The sequence below is a fragment of the Shewanella sp. HL-SH8 genome (genome assembly GCF_051165765.1).
GTDB lineage: Bacteria > Pseudomonadota > Gammaproteobacteria > Enterobacterales > Shewanellaceae > Shewanella > Shewanella glacialimarina.
In genome coordinates this window covers 606,139-627,840 of sequence record NZ_CP195039.1, presented here as the reverse complement: position 1 = coordinate 627,840, position 21,702 = coordinate 606,139, and the positions used below count along the sequence as shown (strand labels likewise).

Here is a 21,702-nt window from a genome sequence, read left to right as displayed (position 1 = left end):
ATATTTATTCAAGGAATAAAATTATGTTTTATAAAAATGAATTTGGTGCCGATTTTGATTTAGGTTTTAACTTAAGTGACTATCCTTTTCTTAAAGATAAAAGCTGGCACAATGACATAAGCCCAAGCTTTTACTTTAACGTTGGTTCTCAATACTACGTTCTGTGGGTTGATCACTCTGACCCTGCCGAACGTGAAGAGTCAAACAGCCGTTACTTAATTCAAAAGGCGACTAATGAAGGAGATGAAGCGAATCCTGAAGTGTATAGCTCTAGCGGTAAAGTGTGTGTTGATAGTGAATTATTCGATGAAATACATATATATTTCAACAAAATAGGTTGTTAGAAAAGGATTCCAGATATAAATCGACAAAATACATCTACGACCATTAAAGCATGAAAATCATTAACGTTAATAAATTTATTATTTATCAATGACATAAATCCATTCAAGTGAATGCTTAGTTAGTTAATTCAATATAGATTTAATTTAATATTTTCAAATGGCCAAAATCTGACTAATATACTGTATAAAAAAACAGTGTACTTAATATTAAAATAGATTATCATAAGTGATAATCTATAATCATTTATGATAATAATGGCTTAATATGCAGTATGCAAAAAATATACTTAAATCAGAACTCGCATTGAGAAGAATTTCACATCAAGAATTAGCTTCACGCCTCAATGAAGCTGGATATGATGAAACTAAGGCAAGCATCGACAATAAATTAAGTAGAGGTACTTTTAGTGCTGATTTTTTTCTAGTCAGTCTATTTGTAATTGGTGTCCCTGAACTTGAACTATGTAAAATTAAACAAATTGTAGGAAAAACTGATGAAATCAGCTCATAAATATACAGAAATAAATAATATTGAATTAGTTAATAATGGCGCTGAGATTATTCCACTCAAACCTAAAGTAATATCACTCTTCACTGGATGTGGCGGACTTGATTTTGGCTTTCACAAAGCTGGTTATGAAATTGTATACGCAAATGATATTGAACCTAGCGTAAAGGCTACATATGAAGCCAATCTTGGACCTATAGATATTAAAGACATCTGTGAAGTGGATAAAAAATCATTACCAGATTGTGACGTTATTTTGGCAGGTATTCCATGTCAACCTTTTTCAAGTGCGGGAAATAGAAAATCAACACAAGATGATCGTGGTAATTTATTTTTACAAGTCATGGAACTAGTTGACCTAAAACAACCAAAGGTGGTTCTATTTGAAAATGTAAGAGGTTTTTTATCTGCAAGAGATGATAATGGTACTTTAATGCCTGAACGTATTAGAAGCGAATTAGATAATCATGGATATAATCTTTTTTACAAATTACTAAATGCATCTAATTATGAAGTACCACAAAATAGACACAGGGTAGTTCTAGTTGGGATTAGAAAAGATCTTGATATAGCGTTTGAGTTCCCAGAACCTATCACACAAACTAATTTAGTCAGAGTTGATTCAGTTATCAATAAACCATTACCTGAAGATGAAGATCAAGAAGTATGGAAATTATCACCACAATCAGAAAGAATCGCTAAATATATTCCAGAGGGAGGGTCATGGAAAGCTATACCATATGATGAACTTCCATTAAGACTTAAAAAAATTAGAGATGATATGAAGAAGTATAGGTCTCCCAATTTTTATAGAAAATTTTCTAGAAACGAGATAATGGGTACAATTACAGCAGCTAGTACGCCTGAAAACTCTGGAATTTTACACCCAATTGAGGATCGAAGATATTCAGTCAGAGAAATTGCAAGATTTCAATCATTCCCAGATACATTTAAATTTATAGGCAACTCAATTCCCAAAAAATATAAAATGATTGGCAATGCTGTGCCTTGTTTACTCTCATACCACATCGCTAAGTCTATAAAAAAACAAATATTTAACCATATTGAATAATCCCTCCAAATACATCTAAAAAATGAGTGAAATTTTGTTTTTTAATATTTATGGGTACAGCATACAATTTTAACTTATCGTTAGATGGTATTTTAAATAACTTAATCTCACTATCTTTATCACAGGGGTATATTAATACCCCTGTATTTATACATAAAGTATTCATGTAACTAAAGATTTGGTAGAAATTATCAGATGTTATAGATTTGTAAAAATCTTTATTTTTAACGTCAATTATAACTTTCTCTGGACCTAAATATAGTATGTCGGGTTTTGCAATTATTGTTCTACCATCATAACTTGCTGAAATCGATTCGTGTTGTAATAAAAAACGCTCTCTTGGGAAAGACTTTATAAGTAGATTAGAAACAAAATCTTCGAAAATTTTATTCGAATTAAGAATTAAGCTAGTTGAACTATTACCGTTATATTTTAAATCATTAAGATCATTAATTATAATAACTGCAAGCTCTAAAGCTTGAATAGTTGTAGAATTATAACTTTTCTTTACCTTAATATAAGACTTAGATGCTACGTAATCAATATTTTCACGCTTAATTTTTGATAAGCTTGATATGATAAAATAATTTTTATATTTTGAGCTTATTTTACATATTTTATTATATGCAGCTTTGATTATTATCATCTCTAAATAATTAATATCTAAAAACTCAACGCTTGAGTTAATATAATTTTTCTCACCAAGCAAATAATTCTTATAACTATCAGGAAAATCAACAATACCTTTAACGTATTGAGATCTGGTGTTTTTGGATAAGTATTTCTGAGGAATACCTTCACTTATAATCTTTTCAATTAAAAACAGGAATTGTTTTATTATTGAATCTTCTAATTTATCATTACTCACATCAATGCCTAAATACCCATCCTGAGTTTTTTCAACTCCAGACTGCTGAATAAGCCTCAAGTAATCAATATTATCTAGATAATATACGTTAGGTTTTAACGATATCCTCAGGTCATCTATATTTAAATGACCAATCATACCTGTCGGAATGTTCCAAATATTATCGACTAAGGTTTTAGACATATTAAATTTGTTTAAAATTATAATCAACCCTGGAATATACTGGTCATCTATAAGTATTGATGAGTTAGATACTGCTTCAATATTTTTCTGCATTTTAATCTTTATTAATGAATTTTTTAATTTCTACAATTAATTTTTCTGGTGGTGACTTTATAAAAGTCTCAGAAAAAATATTAAACAAAACACTTTTATCACCATGACTATACTCTATAATCATTGGGAATATTTTATAATGTAGAATATCATAAACATCTTCAATACTATCGACATTAGTACCTAAAAAGTAAGAATGCCCTAATATATAATCTTCATTTTCAAACTGTTGAATTATTTTTTCATTAATTAGTTTTAATAGATCACCTAATATCTCGACCCCTTCAATTTTTATATTCTGATCAATAAGATTATAGTCAGGCAACAACTCAACAAAAATAAATCGTCTACGAATAGCAAAATCAATAATCGCAATACTTCTATCTGCTGTATTCATTGTCCCAAGAATATGCAAATTACTTGGAAGTACAAGCTCCACATCATTAGTCAGTTTAATTTTATTTCCACGATCTAGAGCATATAAAGCTTCACCGAAAACAGAACTAATATTACCTCTATTTATTTCATCTAAAACAAGTAAATATTTTTTATCGGGAAGCATGCTGTCTAAAAACTTCAGCAGAGTTCCTTTTTCTATTTTTACATTACCATTTAGAATAGTTTTTCCTAATATAAATTCTTGATATGAATAACTTTGATGGAATTGAATTATACTAACTTCATCATAATGATTTTTAAGTTCATTTATTGTGTGTGATTTACCAGTACCAGGAACACCTGTTATTATTAACTGTAGATTCTTATCTAATAGTGATAAAATTTTATCAGTTTTCATTGCGCCTCTATAATTATCATAAGATAATATATCTTTTGTTTTTGAATAAAAATCATAATTTGTTTGTAACTTACTCGGTAAAATCTCACAAATTATTTCAGCATTTAAATAATGTCTAATATACATTGGATCGATATAAAATGATTCATACTTCACAGTGATTGATTTTGGTAAATAAAACAACTCTCTCGCCTCATCATTATCAATATTAAATTCAGATAAAAATAAAGCAACAATTTCATTTATACTAATTTCAGAAAAAAAATCATGATATCTAAAGACCCAGATTGCTATAGACTCAACATTAAATTTTTTTGAATAATTATTTTTTAATATAGACACAACATTTGATTTAAATCGATAGGTATCACCCTGCCCTTTATCAAGTAAATAATCAGCAGCAGTATTATCAATTGTATCTTTTACTCTACTAGCTAGTTTATAGAATTCCGTCCCCTTGTTATAAAAATAACTATCAACAAGTTCGCTTCTCTTTGAAAATGAAGAAAACAATAAACAACATTTTTTCCCAGGATTCTCATTGTGTTCAAAAAGCCCTCCTAATTGCCATAATGACTTAAGAATTGATTCAGAATCAGAAAAAATAGTTGATTTAGCTTGCCACTCAGTATGCGAAACATTCAGTTTTTTTAATATTAGATAATACGAAAGTAAATCAGCATTACCTGTTGTTCTACTAAAACTATGACCAACGTTAGCAATTGAATCAATTGCTAACTCAATTGTCTGTTTGGAAAAATACAATGAACTCTCCTAACCTAAAAATCTAACTAACTATTTAAGATTTTAACACACACAATGCCGAAATTATCTTTCATCACTGTAATCAAATGCTTATTGGTTTTTAACAAATAAACGTTAACCTTATTCCCGACATAACTCAACTATAATTTATTTGTATGTGACTTATAGTCCGTGGACCTCAGACATCAGAAGTATGATAATCACCTGAAACATCATCACTGGAAGCGCCAATGAGTAAAATATCTGTAATAGATCTTCCTTATGAAGCCACATATCTTGGATTTGATATCTTTATTGAGGCTAATCCAGATCAATATAGTGAAGGCTTTAGCTGGTCGATAAGCAGGGATGATGAAGAGCTTGATTGTGGGTTAGACTTTGAAGCTAATCAAGCGCTTGAAGCCGCTTATAAGGCTATCGACAAGTTAATGAGCTAATCGACAGCCTTAACCATTTTTAGGTGGTTATGGAGTGTTACAACAAATTCTGATTGACTGACACCTAAAGCCAAAACGATAGTCTCTAGCGAGTCTAGAGTAATATTTCGAACACCACGCTCTACACCAGAAATATAAGTCCTATCTATCCCTGACTTCCTTGCCAATTGCTCTTGGCTCAGACCAGCCTCAAGACGTAAGCTTTTCAATGTTGATGCTGTTGCCTGCCTAAAAATCATTTACATGTCATCTATCAATTAAATTCTTTCTAGGATCTATGTTTTAAACTAGAAACTCAACAGACTATAAGTCACAAATCTTGCAGATTTGTAGGGGGTATTACCACAAAATCCCAAAGCAGCTGTTAAAACTGGATCGGCTCTCTGAATTGTCTGCGATGATTCGATAAATATGAACGAATCGAATTCACAGTTTAGTAAATCCTGTCCGTGGGGGATGAAAAGCGAAAGGTACACAAGCTGAACATTGTAAAAGCGATAGAGTTAAGCATAACGGCATATACTAAAGCGGATCAAAAAAGCCGCTTTATATAGCGGCTTTAGTCTTACATAAACTGTTAACGGCAGGTTTTGGATTCTTCAATCATGGCACGCTGCACTTCAATAGTTTCTTTAATCACTTTATCAAAAAACTTACGTTTCTCTTTAGATGAACCATTCCGAACAAAATCAGAAAAAGGTGTAGACTTAACTTTTTCACGTGATTTAAACATGTCGTACTCCTATTTTTTTGCTATACCAGCAATGGCCTCAAGTGAGGCGCGATTATACTTTTTGCCCAATAATGAGTCAATATCTACAATATTAAAATGAGGTTTTTCTCTTGTACCATCGAGGTTTTTTTCCATAAAAATAATGTCTATTTGGTTAGTGAACATTTTTTTTAATCTACTGACAACTTGTTGCGACGATATGAATTGTTCAACAAAAACCTCCGGCGGCACTCGCCTTCCTTCAACTTTTTCTCTCGCCTTAACCAAACACCAAGCCTGTTCCGGTTCTTGATACACGAAAATAATTAAAACATACCGATCTTTTTTTAAAGATCGCTCAATGTTAGATTTTGCCATCTCAAAATTAGATAGCGTAGAGTCTAACAAAAAGCTTACTTTCTGTTTTAAGGCTCTATCATGTATGGCCTCAACTAAAAGCGTAGCAGGCCGTTGAAAAAGAGGAGAGTTTGAGCCTTTATAATCTGCAAATTGCTTTCGTAGTTCATCATTTTCAATATGCACAACCTCAACTTTATGTTCTTGCATAAATTGAGAAATGATAATTTTTGCTGTTTCTGTTTTACCCGCGCCAGGGGAACCAGCCATAAAAACAGAGACGGCACTTTCTTCCTCAGGTAAATGATCAATCATAGCTTTAGCTAATGTCTTTTTTACACTTTTGGCATACGATATTGCTTTAGCTGTTATTTCTTCATCTGTCATAGATACCAACAATAATCACCTCGTCTTGGTTCTCATGAGGCTTAAATTTTGACTTGTACAGTAATGGTTTCACATCACAGTTACTTTCTTGAGTACTATCACACCCTTCAGGAAAGTGCGTAATGTAGAGCTCGCTAATACTTTGTCTATAAAAATACTGTATGTCACCATGAAACCAATATTAGCTTGTAAACACTTTTAGCGCATTGCCTTAACCATAATAATGCGATTAAATCTAACTTGTTCAGAGTTAGTTTACTACATGAGAATCTTGCTAATCGCTTTATGTAACAGCATTGCTTATTAGAAACACTAGAGTCCAGCGTATTAGCAAATGAACAGGCTTAATGAGATTAAATCTAAGCTGCATCAGCCCGTAAGTTCCGCTCTTCAATCCTTTCCAATATCCAATCTTGTATTTCACTCTCGACCCAGGCTACAGACCTAACACCCAGATTTACTGACTTAGGGAAAACGCCTTCATCCATTAACTTGTAAATTGTTGAGCGTGCCAGTGCTGTGCACTCCATGACGGTTCTAAGTTTAATTAGCTTCATTGTGAATACCTCATATTTGATTCACAACATGGGGAGAGCTGGTATTTTTTAACTTTGCAGATCATCTATCTCGAACTAGTTTCAGGTATATATCACCTATGTGCATAAACAAACCAACTAACCAAAAGGAACTCGTTATGCACAAAAAATCACATACTGATTCGAGTACAACTTGGCAATTATCCGCATCTGAAATACTCGCTCGCGCCGCCAACATCATTGCTGAGAAGCTAATCCATCAAGACGTATACACGAACCCTCAGACCACTAAAGACTTCCTTACCTACAAGCTAGGCGGTTATGAACGCGAAGTCTTTGGCGTAATGATGCTAAACAACCAACATCAATTGATTGAGTTTCGAGAGCTGTTCTTTGGCACCATTGATTCAGCAAGCGTGTATCCAAGGGAAGTGGTAAAAGCTGTGCTTGAAGTGAATGCCGCAGCAGTGATCTTTTCACATAACCATCCGTCGGGTGAGTCTGAGCCATCAGAAGCAGATAAACGGATTACGCAAAAGTTAAAAGATGCTTTGGGATTAATTGACGTCAGGGTGTTAGACCACATCATCGTGGGTAAATCACCGGTGTCCTTCGCTGAACGAGGATTACTTTAACCGGTATGAGTAACCTGCTCTAAACATTCCAACCAATCAACAAGCCACCAGCTAGCAAAGGGATTAAGAGCATGTGCTCTTAATCCCTTTGCTGTTGTGTGTTTTTTAATAAGGACTTTGTATGACCATTTCAATTGATACCAACCAAGCACCGGCTATGCCTCAGCCTTTCTATCAGTTATTGAATCAAGAGCTGGTGGACATTCGCCCTCAAGAGGCTAATGCCATTACGTTATATTTTAGAGACCCAGATTACTCACCTGAACTAGGCGGATTCCATCCTGTAGAAGTGAGGCTTGAAAAACAGCTTAGTCACTGGCGATTAGTCTACGTGACTGATTTTGCTTTTCACGGTTATGAATTAATTAAGGACATTGATATCTGTTTCAACAGTAAACAAGTCTATAGCTCGATTGGCGGATGGATAAACCATGATGAAGGTAAAGAGTTGATTGAGCTGTTTAGTGACAATTTCATTAGTTACCACCATATGGATGTTTACCAGGTACAGGTAGATCTTGATTAAAACATCACTATTCATTCCAAGTTCTCATATTGGTAAAACGGGAACTTGCAAACCCGCATTCAGTAAGGGGTTAGACGGACAGCCCCCTTTGAAGTGCCCAAAACGCCCACATAGCCCAAATAAGGACCTTGAACATGGCGGAAGTACAAGCAATCAAAAAGCACGAAACGATTAAGCTCATTGGCCATTTATTAGAAATGCGTTGCAGCAAGCAGATGGCAGATATTTGGAATATCGGTTTAAACCTGGCGTTACGGATTTCTGATTTACTCGCGATTCAATTCAATGATATCCAAGATGATAGATTGGTTATCAAAGAAATGAAGACAGGTAAGTTAGCTAGCATTAAGCTTAATCAAAAAGCGCTATCACACATTCAACATATCAAAGATGAGTATCCACATCACATTTACTTGTTTCAGTCATTCCGCAACCAGCAAGCCAGGAACATCAAACCTAGGCCGTTAACCAGGCGAGCTGTGACCAAAGCTTTTGCGTTAATTGGTGAAGAACTAAAGTTAGCACTTGGCACACACTCCATGAGAAAGACCAGGGGCTATCATCTTTATCAAAACACTAAAGATATTGGCCGTGTGATGAAGATGCTCAGGCATAGCTCTGAGGGCGTTACATTGCGCTATATCGGAATTACTCAGGATGATGTTGATAAAGACTTTGTTGAGTTAGAGATATGAAGACAGATTTTTAGTAACCACATCACACTCCAAAACACTTATGAACGAACGGTTCATTACTCATATTGCTTAACTTAATTAAGTACTCAATAACTTAGATGCTACTTTAAAATAAGCACATGGTTTTAATGCCGTCGATTGATAGTGTGCTTTTGACTAAGGAAAACTTATGCAAACATTTCAATCTGGCGATCACCTCGTCACTAATATCGACAACCTCGGCTTAACGGAACATCATGGCTTGTACATTGGTAATGATAGCGTTATTCACCTCGCTAAATCAGGTATAGTTGAGAAAACAAGCCTGTGGCAATTTGCTGATGGCAATCAAGTCAGAGTCAAAAAATCAGCACTGTTCCACAAGCAAGCGGTTGATTCAGCACGCAGCCAACTTGGTAACACCTATTACAGTTTGATTAATGATAATTGCGAACATTTCGTCAATGCATGCCTGGACGAGCCTAGTAGTTCTAATCAGGTAAGTAATGTTTCACATATAACGCTACAAGGTACTGCCAGAGTTGGATTACTTGGCGCTACAGCTTCAAAACTGGCAACAGGTACCATCGCTAATGTTGCTTTAGCCTCTACAGCCGCCAAGATGACGGGTGAATACCTAGGCTTACCTGATAGTGTTAATACCGTATTGGGTACGCCAGGTGATTTGATTGCAAAGCCGGTGGAATGTTTGGTAAAAGGCACTACTCAAACTTTAGGTGATACTTTTAATTGCTTATCTGATGGTGATATTACCAATGCAGGTATTAAGCTGGTATCAGGTGTCGTTGAGACTAGTGTTACCACGTTTATATTTACCCCTGCTGTCGTAGCAGTGACAGGCATTAAAGCTGGTACTGACATAGCAAAAGACGCTTGGCGTTGGTTATGGGATTAAGATTGTCATTACTGGTTATAACATCCAATGATAAGCTAACATGTAACCAATAAGAACGAAGCGGCCCATCGCCGCTTTCGTTTTATTTAGAAGGGTAATAACGAGGCAGGTTGTTAGTCGGTCCTTTATTTTTTAACGAATAAACTGACCGAGTGACAGCAGTTAGCACCATACCTCAATATTTGAGCCTATATGAACTGCAACCAAACGAACGGCTTCTATCGCCATAATGCTTAGTGTCCAATTTGGCAAAATAGCTCAATCTGTAGAGGGCCTCATTAAATACCTGTTGATAGTTCGACCCATTTTTATTGAGGTAGTACACAGGTTTATTTTCTGGGAAATGCACTAAACGCCCTGTACTGTAGTCATCTAAATATAACGCACTAGCCCAAGATTCAACAATCTTAGAACTAATATTAGGCCCAAAAGTGTTGAAATTACCTAAATGGCTATAAGCATCGTTATTTAGAAAAATGACCACATGATAATGGTCCAGCTCCGCATCTTTTCGCTCCCTTGCCCACACATAACGTAACTGACAAGGATGCACCCGTTTACCTTCACGCCGCTTAAACTCCCTATCATTATCAATTTTTGCATCTAGTGACTTAAAGAACTTTGATATCACATTAGACTCAAACTGTAGTGGTGAATCAGGGATAGACATGACACGAGGTAGATGTAAATCAAACCGGACCATAAAGGTTCGTGGATGTTCATTTAGTGCAGCCTGAAAGGTATTTAATATAGCTTCTAAGTATTCAACGCATAAAGGTTTAGGATAGACACTTAGGCCATGAAGTAGACCATTATCGATGACGTTAAGGTTAGTATTAGCGGTATGACGTGTTGACATGTTTGTTTTCCATATTGGTTAAGTTACATAACCTTTATGGTGTGAGTATTTTATTACTTAAAATGCCTTAAAAACTGGGTATCACTACATTAAGTTAGCTTGCCTTTGATGGCAGCTAACCCTGTGTATTCAATAGTAAGGTAAGATAGAAGATAATGTATTAGTAGGTATAGTATTAACAAACAGACAACGCTAATATATTAATTAATAAGAGATTACGGTAAAACTACTTATCCAATAAAGGAGATTGTTCATCGAATTCCTCATAGCTTAGTCTCTACTTAAATCATGCTGGATAGCAGCCATTACATCACTTATCTTCTTACTCGGTAAGCACTTCACTTCCCCCTATCGATTGAAACCCTATGAACAATGTGATCTGAGTCTGCTGGATAAAGTAAAACGAATGACCGTGGCGAACGGTATGGGTTGTGGTCATCAGCATTGAGTGTCCAATAGCCGGACGAAAACTTCACCCCAAAGTGATTTTCGAGTATCTTGAGGTTACTCTGAAAGATTTTCATAAATGGGAAAACAACACTAGTTATCAGCACTTCAGAAAAAATATCAAAATCAAAAGTATCACGTAAGTCGCTTGTTTCAGCGCCTGGCGTATCTATAAGTTCACCAGTCACCGGTATTACACCGGTAATGGCAGTAGTATAATTTGGTTTATTAGAACGAGGAATCAGCTCAATACGAAGCTCATTTACTAATCGATAACGTAAATCATCATTGATTTCTTGTTTGAAAATCACCTGCTGGGCAGCTAGCAGTAAGATTTTTTCAAACATAAACCTTTTAAGTACAATACGATGAAATTCATAAAACAATCTCCAGCAGCGTTCAGCATTGTCTACGTCTACGATTCTGAAAAACTCGGACTTTTTTAGCTCAAAAAAATTTTTACGATTCACCTTGTCTTTTTCATTAGACCTTTGCCACGCTGAGTACTCGGTCAGTCCAGCTGTAGACCGTTGAATTAGGTTAGTAAAAATATCTTCATGCGAGAAAGTATTCTCGCAGGTTAAGGACCGGAAGTTAGCATGTGCAAAATATTCACAAGTGACATTAACCATGTAAATAGAAGGCTTTGATCCAAAAATTAGTTTGGAAGTCATGCCAGTCGTTATCAGTTTGATATATCCAAGATTAGTGAGTTTCAGCAACTGTGAATTGAATTGATCTCTGCTCATACCGGTTAGTTTTGAAATTGTTGCAAACCCAAGATCTTGTATTAACCCAAATTGATCAGCATGTAACAAAAAAACACACAGCAGTAATCGATTACTTAACTTCAAGTTAGAATGATCGGACTCCAACCCTTGCATATCTAACAATTCGTCAATTAGTTTTGCATGCAACTTAGGGGCTTCATCTTCACTCAAAATGGCAAGCAGCTTATCTGTAGCTAGGTGCTTTGATGACGGCCTACCAACTTTAGAGTGAAGCTGGCCATGCTGCTTATCAAAGAAACCAAATTCTGTCAGATAGCTAAGTGATGTTGAAACAACATCCTTAGATACACCTATCGTTTTTGCCATCGTTAATACCGGCGTTACTAGCTCAATGTGAGGGTCATAAAATCTAGACCATAGTAAAGTAAAATACCTGATCTCTGGCCTAGCGCCTTTCAATGCACTTAGTAAGTTTTTCATTAAGTATTTCATCTGCGGTAAATTATTAATTTATCCTCTCATAACCAGTAGGTTAATCCAACAAGTTAATTACTAGTAATTAACTAGTAATTAAGTTATAAAAGTGTAAGATTAAAAATAAAAGTTTTTATTGACATTTTCATAAAAATTAAGGTGCTTACTGGCATGAACGTTAATGATAAAGAGCAAGCCGAATTTCATGTCCAATATGATTTTTTTACGCGCAATCGAACTAACCAAAAATTGCTCGGATGGGTAATTAAGTACCTTAGTAAAAAAGGGATTTTTGTTAGCCAACAAACTATCGGACAAGTGAAAAATACTCTTTTTATTGCATTCCAACGTAATAATGAAAAAGATACTTTTGATTTTTTCAGAAAAATGGACAACGCTTGGGACGCACACAACAGAAGGCAAGCAAGCAATAATTCAATGCTCAACGTCAGTATTTCAAAAAAACACAAGTCTATGTTTTTACAGATGGCCAAAGATGCTGAATGCACTAACATTCAGATGCTAGAGAGGCTCATTGGCGATAACTATAAGAATTTTTTACATTCGAAGGACAAAGAACGCATAGTTAAAGATGCTGAAAAGGCCACAAAAGAGGATATAAAGAAAAATAAATCTTTTACGAATGAGAAGCTTAACGGGGAAATTTTGCGACTAAACAACTATGTCAGTGGTTACAAAAGTCAGATTTCAAAATTAAAAAATGAGCTTGGAAAAATCAAAGATAACTCAGACCAACTTTTTGATATTGTTATGGAAGTAGCAACTAATGAGCAAGGATTTTCACAAAAAAATCTACTCGAAGTGTCAAGGCTTCATACTCTAATTGAGATGCATCAACTTCCAAATAAAGACCCAACATAGACCTGCCATTAAACAGAGCATACCCAGACGTCTAATGCCCAATCAATAGTAGGACTGAGTAGTAGTCTAAGCAAGATTTATACAGATTAGAAAAAATGAGTCAGCTTTAACAACATCCAAATGGTGGTTTAATTGGTGGGTAAGAATAATTTTAACGCCAATATTTAACTTCAATACACTGATTAATAACACGATAATTTCACAGTCAACAAGCAGATCCAAAACGTTGAGTAATGTTTTAGCGGTCACGCTAAAACACTAAACACCTTACTAAAGCCTCATTAAGTGAGGCTTTTTTATTTAACCTCAGTTCGGGTTAAGAGATGAATAAACGGTATTGAAATAGTCAAAATTCAACTGTTTACCCTCAAACTTGAGCTTTGCGCTGTTAACAAGGCGAATTTATGCGTCAATAGCGAGCTATTGCAAATGAGTTCAACGCAGTTAGCGGGGCAAAGATCTGTTTGATATGCATTTATTATCCCGAGCTGAGGTTATTTACTAATATCCATAAAAAACTATACCCTCAACCGCCAAATATCGAAGGTTTCCTGGCACAACTGCTCTCTAAAGTCTGGATGAGCGATATCGATTAAGGCGCGGGCACGTTCACGCAGTGATTTACCCCGCATGTTGGCAATACCATATTCGGTGACAATGTAATGTACGTGGGCACGGGTAGTGACGACCCCTGCGCCAGGAGATAACACTGTCGCAATCCTTGAAATAGTGCCTTTAGCTGCAGTGCTCGGCAGGGCAATAACCGATCGCCCTCCTTCAGAAAGAGCTGCCCCGCGAATAAAGTCCATTTGACCGCCTACACCGGAGTAGATGCTCGTGCCTAGCGAGTCGGCGCAGACCTGACCTGATATATCCACCTGTAAGGCAGAATTTATGGCCATAACATTTGGGTTTTTTCGAATAATAGCCGTATCGTTAACCTGTTCAATATCCATAAAAATCACTGATGGATTATCATCAACAAAATCATAGAGTCTCTGGCTTCCTAAAGCAAAACCTGTCACCAGTTTGTCTGGATGCACCTTCTTACGGCTATTATTAATGGCGCCACTCTCGACAAGATTTAATACCCCGTCGGAAAACAGTTCGGTATGGACACCAAGATCACGATGCTCTGTAAGGCAAGAGAGTACCGCATCAGGAATCGAGCCTATGCCCATTTGCAAGCAGTCACCATCGCGCACCAGCTTGGCAACATTTTTACCTATGGCTGAGCTAATCGGGTCACTTACTGCTAATGGATGTTGTGGTAATACCATACTTTGCTCATACACGGCTGCAAATTTCTGGTAATGAACAAACCCATCACCATGAGTACGGGGCATCATGGGATTAATATGTGCGATGATTTTACCGGCCATTTGGCATGCTGCCAACGTTGCTTCAACCGAAATACCCAGTGAACAAATACCATGTTTATCTGGCGGCGATACCTGAATAATAGCGGTGTCAATATGCTGTTCACCGGAACGAAACAGTTTAGGAACTTCAGAGAGAAATATCGGTACGTAGTCCGCATCACCTTGTTGCAACAACAAGCGTGTTGGCACGCCACCGAAAAAACAACGATGACGAAGATGAGCCTTCAATCTTGGGTCACTTAATGACTCTGCGCCCTCAGTATGAAGCTGCAATAAAGTTAAATCATGCCGATTTAAAGCGTGAACAGCCAATGCATCGAGTAATAGCTTGGGTGTCGCGCCCATAGAGTGGGTCCAGATTGTTTCACCATTTTCAATTAAATAAACAGCTTCTAAAGCAGTATTACAAATAATTGGGGGCATTAAGTTTACCTAGGTCATGGCTCTGTTTTCAGTGTAAGGGCTAATTTAAAACTTTAATAGCCCCTAACAAAACCCATTATTAGGAAGTTGATCTTAAGCACGGGTTATAACAATTTAACTCGGAATGCACAGACATGAAGACTTTAAACTCGAACTAATTAACCTTAAAACTGAAGCGTTTTGATGTGAAGATTTTTATGCACAATAGTGTTTTAAACGGTATCAGCTAATACAAATATTCTAGCGATAGGCATAAAAAAACCTGCCGCGGCAGGTTTTAATTAATACTTAACGAGCACTAATAACAGTATTAGATATCCATACAGTTTTTAAGCTTATTCATGGCATTTTTTTCTAACTGTCTTATACGCTCAGCTGATACTTGGTAAGTATTAGCCAGCTCTTGCAAAGTCGTTTTATCATCATCTAACCAGCGAGAACGAAGAATATGCTGACTACGCTCGTCTAAGGTTTTAATGGCTAATAATAAACGGTCCTGCGAGTCAGACTCCCAGTTGTCGTCTTCAATATTTTGCGCAATATCTGAAGCGTGATCTTGAAGATACAATGCTGGCGCATAATCGGTTGTGTCGTCGTCACTGTCATTGGTCAAATCAAAGGCAGGATCTTGCGCCGCCATCCGAGATTCCATTTCGGTCACGTCTGATCTAGAAACACCTAAGTTTTCGGCCACCATTGAGACTTCTTCATCGCTGAACCAGCCTAAACGTTTTTTAGATTTGCGAATATTGAAGAATAGTTTGCGTTGTGCTTTGGTGGTAGCCACTTTCACAATACGCCAGTTTTTCAACACGTATTCATGAATTTCAGCTTTAATCCAATGCACTGCAAATGAGACTAGACGAACACCAACATCGGGATCAAAACGTTTTACCGCTTTCATCAAACCAACATTGCCTTCTTGAATTAAATCCGCCTGTGGCAGCCCGTAGCCAGAATAACCTTTGGCGGCGTGTGCAACAAAACGAAGATGCGACATAATAAGTTGTTTAGCCGCTTGAAGATCGCCGGTTTCTTGTAAACGCTTGGCGAGATCAAACTCAGTCTTAGCATCTAACATCTCAATTTTAGATACTGACCGAATATAAGCTTCTATGCTACCACTGCTTTGCGGTAACGCTAGCGCCATTGATTGCGTTTGATTAGTCATTCGCTCTCCTACTGCTTTAATAAAATCATGCTACAAAATCTTTGAATACAATGAAATAGATTAAAAAATTCACAAGACGTTAGCTGATAAACTTCATATTATTAAGACATCTTATGTCCAATAAAGTTCATCCGAGCCGTTATTTAACCCGTTAACGTACTACTTTGCAAGTAAACTAAGTTTCATTTACTTACTTTGCATAGATTATCTCAATCGGTTAATCCTGTTACCGTTAACATCTATGCTAAGTTTACTGCTGGTCGGCGATAGATTTACGACGGCTCTATTTTACGAAGATGCTGCCGCACTGATAAATAAGATCCTAACCAGCCTAAAAATGATGCCAGTAAAACCAATTGACCCAGTTCAGCAAAAGTCAGTGCCTGTAAACTTAATTCGCTACCATATAGTCCCATTAAGTCAGCTAGCGCACTATCTAAGTACCAGACTAATAAATTAATAATTATCCACGCTAAAAGTCCACCAATGACGCCATACCATATCCCGGTATATAGAAACGGCCGCTGAATAAAGGCTTCTGTCGCGCCGACTAATTTCATAATTTCAATTTCGGTACGACGATTCATAATAGCCAGTCGAATGGTATTACCTATTACCAATATCACCGCCAGTACTAATAATGCCGCGATTGCCAATACGGTTTTCTCCAGCAAGCGCACCATGGCTTGTAAACGCTCTAACCATTCAATATCTAAACGACCAAAACTGACCTCAGGTTCACGTTCAAGCTTACGTAGTAATTCTCGCGCACCTGTTGGACTAGAATATTTAAGTGACGGTGTAACCGTTACCACTGCGGGTAGTGGGTTTTCGTCCAGGTAAGATAAAGCTTCACCAAAACCAGATAGACGCTGAAATTCTTCTAAGGCTTGATCTCGGCTGATATAGTCAATCGATTCGACTTCTCGAAACACTTTAATGCGTGAAATTAAGCTTTGAATAGACTGCTCGCTGCGTCCTTCATTGATAAACAGTGATATCTCCGCGGCGCTATTCCAGGATTGAGTGATATTTTCTGCATTTTTAACCAACACCTGCAATGCTGCAGGTAAGCTTAAACTGACCCCAAGAACTGCCATTGTCATGATTGAAGACACTGGCGTACGCCATAATTCTCCCATACTCGACATGCCTTGTTGAACATGACGAATAAAAAACATCACGATTCGCCCACTCATAGGCAGCTTGCTTTGGGTAATGCTATTTTGTTTAGCCATTAGTCTTCTCCCCCCGGGCTAGAATGAGACTCACCGCCAATCATTCTTCCCTGTTTTAGGGTAAAGGTACGATATTTCATTCGTGCGATGAGTCCCAAGTCGTGGGTCGCAATTAACACACTGGTACCAGCATCATGAAAGGTTTCAAATAACCTTAAAATATCCATAGACAGCTTTGGGTCTAAGTTACCTGTTGGCTCATCGGCTAATAAAATAGGTGGCTTATTCACAATCGCGCGGGCAATACCTACCCTTTGCTGCTCGCCACCAGATAACATAATGGGGCTATGACGCTCTTTGCCATATAGCCCAACCATGTCTAACGCACCTGCAACACGCTTTTTTATTTCACCATGGGAAAAGCCTTCGATCACTAATGGTAATGCCACATTATCGAAAACACTTTTGTCCATTAATAGGTGATGATTTTGAAAAATCATCCCTATATTACGACGTAAATAAGGCACGTGTTTAGCACTGACATTGGCAATGTCATGGCCATTAATCGCCACCCGACCTGCCGATGCACGCTCAATAACGGTGATCAATTTAAGCAAGGTACTTTTACCTGCACCAGAGTGACCGGTTAAAAAAGCCATCTCACCTTGACGAAGATGAAAATTCACATCCAGTAAGGCTTTTTGCCCGCCGGGATAGACTTTGCTGACCTGCTCAAATTGGATCATGTTCTGTTATTCTGCCTTTTCTTGACTAAATAATGCTTCGATAAAATCATTGGCATTAAAAGTACGTAAATCATCAATTTGTTCGCCGACACCAATGTGACGAATGGGGATATTAAACTTGTCTGCTATGGCGAAGATTATTCCGCCTTTGGCTGTGCCGTCTAATTTACTTAAGGTAATACCTGTCACACCTACTGCTTCTTGAAATAGTTGTGCCTGGCTAATCGCATTTTGCCCTGTACTAGCATCTAAGGTTAACATCACTTCATGGGGAGCATTGATGTCGAGTTTTTTCATCACTCGAACCACTTTTTTCAACTCTTCCATTAAGTGGCTTTTATTCTGTAGACGGCCCGCAGTATCTGCAATTAGCACATCGACTTTACGCGCCTTAGCAGCTTGAAGTGCATCAAAAATAACTGAAGCACTGTCGGCACCTGTGTGCTGTGCAACAACTGGAATATTATTGCGCTGCCCCCAGACTTGTAGTTGCTCAACAGCGGCTGCCCGAAAAGTATCACCAGCAGCTAACATGACAGATTTGCCTTGTTTTTGATACTGTTTTGCCAATTTACCAATGGTCGTTGTTTTACCTACACCATTAACACCTACCATTAAAATAACAAATGGCCCCTCAGTATTATCAGGCACCAAAGGGATAGCTACAGGGGCTAACATTTTGTGCATTTCATCACGCATAAGATCATACAGCGCTTCTGCATTTTTAAGCTGTTTACGTGATGCTTGCTCAGTGAGGTTTTTAATTAACTTAGTCGTCGTTTCAACACCCACATCGGCGATTAACAGCTGTTCTTCAAGCTCTTCAAATAAATCGTCATCGATTTTTTTGCCACTAAACAAACCAATGAATCCAGAACCAATATTTTCACTGGTACGCATCAAACCACGTTTTAAGCGCGCAAACATGCCTTCTTTTTTAGGCTTGTCTTGGGGTTCTGGCTCAACTTGGGTAACAACACCTTGTGCATTATCTTCCGCAACTTGAGCTTCAGCGGCGACTATTCTAGCCTCTTCTGCAGCTTGAGCCTCTGCGGCGACTATTCTAGCTTCTTCGGCAGCTTGAGCTTCAGCAGCAATTATTTTAGCCTCTTCTGCAGCTTGAGCCTCAGCAGCAATTATTTTAGCCTCTTCTGCAGCTTGAGCCTCAGCCGCGACTATTCTAGCCTCTTCGGCAGCTTGAGCTTCAGCGGCGACTATTCTGGCCTCTTCGGCAGCTTGAGCCTCAGCGGCGACTATTCTGGCCTCTTCGGCAGCTTGCGCTTCAGCGGCTGCTATTCTGGCCTCTTCGGCAGCTTGCGCTTCAGCGGCTGCTATTCTGGCCTCTTCGGTAGCTTGCGCTTCAGCGGCAATTATTTTAGCCTCTTCTGCAACTTGAGCTTCAGCGGCAATTATTCTAGCCTCTTCGGCAGCTTGCGCCTCAGCGGCAATTTTTGCATCACTCGCTTGCGCTTGAGTAGCATCATCTTGAATACTTTCTTGAGCAACGTCTTGGACGACTTCTTTGGAGGTTTCAACGACCTCTTGCTCGTTCTTGTCTTTACGAAACCACGAGAAAAAACCTTTCTTTGCCATGTTTACTACCAGTGCTCAATATAAAATAAGTTCAATTACAGCGATTTTTTTACGCCAATAGGGGTTATTGGAGAATACTCAGTATTTTTGGTTGAGTTTAATATAAAATATCAGCTGTTTAGGGTGAGCATAGTCTACCACTTTCTTTTTCTTTGTTCAGACAAAATCACGGGGAACACATGGCACGACAAAATAGCAGTAGTGGGCAGGTCAGAATTATTTCTGGACAATGGCGTTCTCGTAAGCTGCCGATCCATGATTTAGAAGGCTTACGCCCTACCACAGACCGTGTGCGTGAAACTTTATTTAACTGGCTATCGGTTGATATTCGGGGCGCTCGAGTATTAGATTGTTTTGCCGGAAGCGGGGCATTAAGCCTAGAGTCGTTATCACGTTATGCCGAATTTGCGTTAATGTTTGAATTACAAAAAAGTGCTGCCAACCAACTGACCAAAAATCTGCACACCCTTAACTGCATCAATGCCAAAGTGATTAATGGTGACAGTTTGCAGTTATTGGCTAAAGGAACAGATCAAGGTTTTGATGTGGTTTATATTGACCCTCCCTTTCGTAAAGGTTTGGCCAAACAGACTATAGAGTTATTAATGGCCCATGGTTGGTTAAATAACAATGCACTCATTTATCTTGAAACTGAAACCGATCTTACTGATCTGGTTATTCCCTCAAGCTGGTTACCGCTGAAACAAAAAACAGCAGGACAAGTGAGTTACCGTTTGTATGCTTATCAACCAGTACCATAAACTCACTCAATACCGTTAAGCACACTTTAAATAATCATCCATAAAAAAACCTCGTTCACTTGAACGAGGTTTTTTTATTAAGTAGCCTAAGCCAAGTTACTTTTTAGGGTAAGGATGGGCGACACCTTTATGGCAATCAACACAGGTTTTTCTGTCTTCGGGTGCTTTTTTGAAATTATTTTCATGCATTTTTTTCGCCATTTTCTTCATGCCTTCAGGCTGATTTTCATATATACGAGTATGGCAATGGCGACAGTTAGCTGAATCATTAGATTTGAAATACTTTAATGCTAGGTCCGCTTGTTCTTTACGGTTTTCATCTAACCATGCTTGAGTATTGAAATCATCTATCATGATAAAACCGTATAAATCTTTAGAAACGATGATTTTTTTGATCAAGTAATCAACTGGGCCATGGGGTAAATGGCAATCTTGGCATTGCACTGTTACACCTGCATTGCCACCACCATGAGCTGACGCTAATACTTCATCCTTTAAAGAATGGTTACTGTGGCAAGACATACAGAAAGCATCTGTACTTGTTGCATGTAAGGTTTGCTGAGTTGCAAAATAGCCAACTACACCTAAAATCACACCGACTAAAATCAATACGATAATGGAATATTTTGTGCTTGGTTTAAATAGGGTTCGCCAGTTCATCACACATCTCCGTTTTACAACATTTTATATATTATTAATTTTGAGTAAGTGTAGAGTGTTGTGGCACGAAAAAATCTGATATGCCTCTAGATTTAGGTAATAGGTAGAATTCATCACTTAAACTTTGAAGCTGATCAATAATTGACTAACTATTACTCACTCAAACCTTAAACTAAACTTAATACAACGGAGGTGGCTTAACAACAAGACACGAAATATCAACAGTATAATTGCAACACAGATCTCATTTTATGCCATGACCCGCTAATTTAATTATTTATGTTGAGCCAAAATATGCTGTTTTTCACGGGCTAGTATAAGCATCTTCCAACCACCCCACAGCATTATCCCCCCACCTACAAGGATCATGGCGTAAATGATTTGTTGATCCGCCAACATAGGTAAAAAGTTTTTATCAAAGCCAGCAAATATGCCATACAAGCCTAAGCCAAACAGAAGGCTGCCTGGAAAATCAATAATGGCAATCATCAGCATTTTACGATCAATCGCTTTTAGTTGTGTTAGTAGCAGGTCTGACATAACAATTTCATCCTTAAATTAAAAAATTAACATAGCAATAAAAACA

General features: G+C 37.5%; 25 protein-coding genes. 10 read left to right on the top strand and 15 right to left on the bottom strand.

Features of this window, described 5'->3' with window-relative positions; genetic code table 11:
- Positions 1–23: 23 nt before the first annotated feature.
- The 3 genes from ACRWQN_RS02850 to ACRWQN_RS02840 all read left to right on the top strand — a co-directional run bounded on the left by ACRWQN_RS02850 (position 24) and on the right by ACRWQN_RS02840 (position 1,924).
- Complete coding sequence (locus tag ACRWQN_RS02850) at positions 24–344, top strand: hypothetical protein (RefSeq protein ID WP_434939708.1); 321 nt, start codon at positions 24–26, stop codon at positions 342–344.
- Between the two features lie 265 nt (positions 345–609).
- Positions 610–855 carry a DUF6471 domain-containing protein gene (locus tag ACRWQN_RS02845; protein WP_434939707.1) on the top strand — a complete coding sequence of 82 codons (246 nt, stop codon included), beginning with the start codon at positions 610–612 and terminating at the stop codon, positions 853–855.
- Entirely contained in the window at positions 839–1,924 is a 1,086-nt protein-coding gene (locus ACRWQN_RS02840) for a DNA cytosine methyltransferase (RefSeq protein WP_434939706.1), read from the top strand. The genes ACRWQN_RS02845 and ACRWQN_RS02840 overlap by 17 nt, the downstream gene beginning before the upstream one ends.
- Here the strand turns inward: ACRWQN_RS02840 and ACRWQN_RS02835 are convergent.
- Entirely contained in the window at positions 1,908–3,068 is a 1,161-nt protein-coding gene (locus ACRWQN_RS02835; protein ID WP_434939705.1) for a 5-methylcytosine restriction system specificity protein McrC, read from the bottom strand. The two genes, ACRWQN_RS02840 and ACRWQN_RS02835, sit on opposite strands and share 17 nt — an antisense overlap.
- A 1-nt stretch (position 3,069) precedes the next feature.
- Positions 3,070–4,629: an McrB family protein gene (locus ACRWQN_RS02830; protein WP_434939704.1), complete on the bottom strand. Its 1,560-nt coding sequence runs from the start codon at positions 4,627–4,629 to the stop codon at positions 3,070–3,072.
- 230 nt (positions 4,630–4,859) lie between these two features.
- On the opposite strand from ACRWQN_RS02830, the gene ACRWQN_RS02825 reads away from it, so the two are divergent.
- Complete coding sequence (locus tag ACRWQN_RS02825) at positions 4,860–5,066, top strand: hypothetical protein (RefSeq protein ID WP_434939703.1); 207 nt, start codon at positions 4,860–4,862, stop codon at positions 5,064–5,066.
- On the opposite strand, the gene ACRWQN_RS02820 is transcribed toward ACRWQN_RS02825, so the two are convergent.
- The 4 genes from ACRWQN_RS02820 to ACRWQN_RS02805 form a co-directional block, all read right to left on the bottom strand.
- Complete coding sequence (locus ACRWQN_RS02820) at positions 5,063–5,305, bottom strand: helix-turn-helix domain-containing protein (protein ID WP_434939702.1); 243 nt, start codon at positions 5,303–5,305, stop codon at positions 5,063–5,065. The two genes, ACRWQN_RS02825 and ACRWQN_RS02820, sit on opposite strands and share 4 nt — an antisense overlap.
- A 338-nt stretch (positions 5,306–5,643) precedes the next feature.
- Positions 5,644–5,799: a hypothetical protein gene (locus ACRWQN_RS02815; protein WP_182750133.1), complete on the bottom strand. Its 156-nt coding sequence runs from the start codon at positions 5,797–5,799 to the stop codon at positions 5,644–5,646.
- A gap of 9 nt (positions 5,800–5,808) precedes the next feature.
- Positions 5,809–6,522 (bottom strand): zeta toxin family protein, encoded by a 714-nt coding sequence (locus ACRWQN_RS02810; RefSeq protein ID WP_434939701.1) that lies wholly within the window; start codon positions 6,520–6,522, stop codon positions 5,809–5,811.
- Positions 6,523–6,881: 359 nt separating this feature from the next.
- Positions 6,882–7,079 carry an AlpA family transcriptional regulator gene (locus ACRWQN_RS02805; protein WP_434939700.1) on the bottom strand — a complete coding sequence of 66 codons (198 nt, stop codon included), beginning with the start codon at positions 7,077–7,079 and terminating at the stop codon, positions 6,882–6,884.
- A gap of 137 nt (positions 7,080–7,216) precedes the next feature.
- On the opposite strand from ACRWQN_RS02805, the gene radC reads away from it, so the two are divergent.
- The 4 genes from radC (at position 7,217) to ACRWQN_RS02785 (ending at position 9,809) form a co-directional block, all read left to right on the top strand.
- Positions 7,217–7,693 (top strand): RadC family protein, encoded by a 477-nt coding sequence (radC, locus tag ACRWQN_RS02800; RefSeq protein ID WP_434939699.1) that lies wholly within the window; start codon positions 7,217–7,219, stop codon positions 7,691–7,693.
- 121 nt (positions 7,694–7,814) lie between these two features.
- A complete protein-coding gene (locus ACRWQN_RS02795; RefSeq protein ID WP_434939698.1) occupies positions 7,815–8,219 on the top strand; it encodes a DUF2787 domain-containing protein in 405 nt (134 codons plus the stop codon).
- 134 nt (positions 8,220–8,353) lie between these two features.
- Positions 8,354–8,914 carry a tyrosine-type recombinase/integrase gene (locus tag ACRWQN_RS02790; RefSeq protein WP_351189862.1) on the top strand — a complete coding sequence of 187 codons (561 nt, stop codon included), beginning with the start codon at positions 8,354–8,356 and terminating at the stop codon, positions 8,912–8,914.
- A 169-nt stretch (positions 8,915–9,083) separates the two neighbouring features.
- The gene (locus ACRWQN_RS02785) at positions 9,084–9,809 is read left to right on the top strand and encodes a lecithin retinol acyltransferase family protein (protein WP_434939697.1); all 726 of its coding nucleotides are present in this window, start codon (positions 9,084–9,086) and stop codon (positions 9,807–9,809) included.
- 175 nt (positions 9,810–9,984) lie between these two features.
- On the opposite strand, the gene ACRWQN_RS02780 is transcribed toward ACRWQN_RS02785, so the two are convergent.
- Together ACRWQN_RS02780 and ACRWQN_RS02775 are read right to left on the bottom strand one after the other, a co-directional pair.
- Positions 9,985–10,668: an inovirus Gp2 family protein gene (locus ACRWQN_RS02780; protein WP_434939696.1), complete on the bottom strand. Its 684-nt coding sequence runs from the start codon at positions 10,666–10,668 to the stop codon at positions 9,985–9,987.
- Between the two features lie 338 nt (positions 10,669–11,006).
- On the bottom strand, positions 11,007–12,326 hold the full coding sequence (locus ACRWQN_RS02775) for a hypothetical protein (protein ID WP_434939695.1): 1,320 nt from the start codon (positions 12,324–12,326) through the stop codon (positions 11,007–11,009).
- Between the two features lie 165 nt (positions 12,327–12,491).
- On the opposite strand from ACRWQN_RS02775, the gene ACRWQN_RS02770 reads away from it, so the two are divergent.
- Positions 12,492–13,202, top strand: coding sequence for a hypothetical protein (locus ACRWQN_RS02770; protein ID WP_434939694.1), 711 nt, complete (start codon positions 12,492–12,494; stop codon positions 13,200–13,202).
- Between the two features lie 518 nt (positions 13,203–13,720).
- On the opposite strand, the gene ACRWQN_RS02765 is transcribed toward ACRWQN_RS02770, so the two are convergent.
- From ACRWQN_RS02765 to ftsY, 5 genes are all read right to left on the bottom strand, one after another.
- The gene (locus ACRWQN_RS02765; RefSeq protein ID WP_434939693.1) at positions 13,721–15,007 is read right to left on the bottom strand and encodes an acetyl-CoA hydrolase/transferase family protein; all 1,287 of its coding nucleotides are present in this window, start codon (positions 15,005–15,007) and stop codon (positions 13,721–13,723) included.
- 310 nt (positions 15,008–15,317) lie between these two features.
- Positions 15,318–16,178, bottom strand: coding sequence for an RNA polymerase sigma factor RpoH (rpoH, locus tag ACRWQN_RS02760; RefSeq protein WP_434939692.1), 861 nt, complete (start codon positions 16,176–16,178; stop codon positions 15,318–15,320).
- A 272-nt stretch (positions 16,179–16,450) separates the two neighbouring features.
- Entirely contained in the window at positions 16,451–17,416 is a 966-nt protein-coding gene (gene ftsX / locus ACRWQN_RS02755; RefSeq protein ID WP_434927862.1) for a permease-like cell division protein FtsX, read from the bottom strand.
- Positions 17,416–18,102, bottom strand: a complete 687-nt coding sequence (gene ftsE / locus ACRWQN_RS02750) for a cell division ATP-binding protein FtsE (RefSeq protein WP_434939691.1) — start codon at positions 18,100–18,102, stop codon at positions 17,416–17,418. Before ftsE ends, ftsX begins: the two co-directional genes overlap by 1 nt.
- Before the next feature lie 6 nt (positions 18,103–18,108).
- Positions 18,109–19,695 (bottom strand): signal recognition particle-docking protein FtsY, encoded by a 1,587-nt coding sequence (gene ftsY / locus ACRWQN_RS02745; protein ID WP_434939690.1) that lies wholly within the window; start codon positions 19,693–19,695, stop codon positions 18,109–18,111.
- A gap of 179 nt (positions 19,696–19,874) precedes the next feature.
- On the opposite strand from ftsY, the gene rsmD reads away from it, so the two are divergent.
- The gene (gene rsmD / locus ACRWQN_RS02740; protein WP_434939689.1) at positions 19,875–20,456 is read left to right on the top strand and encodes a 16S rRNA (guanine(966)-N(2))-methyltransferase RsmD; all 582 of its coding nucleotides are present in this window, start codon (positions 19,875–19,877) and stop codon (positions 20,454–20,456) included.
- A gap of 96 nt (positions 20,457–20,552) precedes the next feature.
- On the opposite strand, the gene ACRWQN_RS02735 is transcribed toward rsmD, so the two are convergent.
- Positions 20,553–21,116, bottom strand: a complete 564-nt coding sequence (locus ACRWQN_RS02735; protein WP_434927856.1) for a NapC/NirT family cytochrome c — start codon at positions 21,114–21,116, stop codon at positions 20,553–20,555.
- A 273-nt stretch (positions 21,117–21,389) separates the two neighbouring features.
- The gene (locus tag ACRWQN_RS02730) at positions 21,390–21,656 is read right to left on the bottom strand and encodes a hypothetical protein (RefSeq protein WP_226411884.1); all 267 of its coding nucleotides are present in this window, start codon (positions 21,654–21,656) and stop codon (positions 21,390–21,392) included.
- Positions 21,657–21,702: the final 46 nt, after the last annotated feature.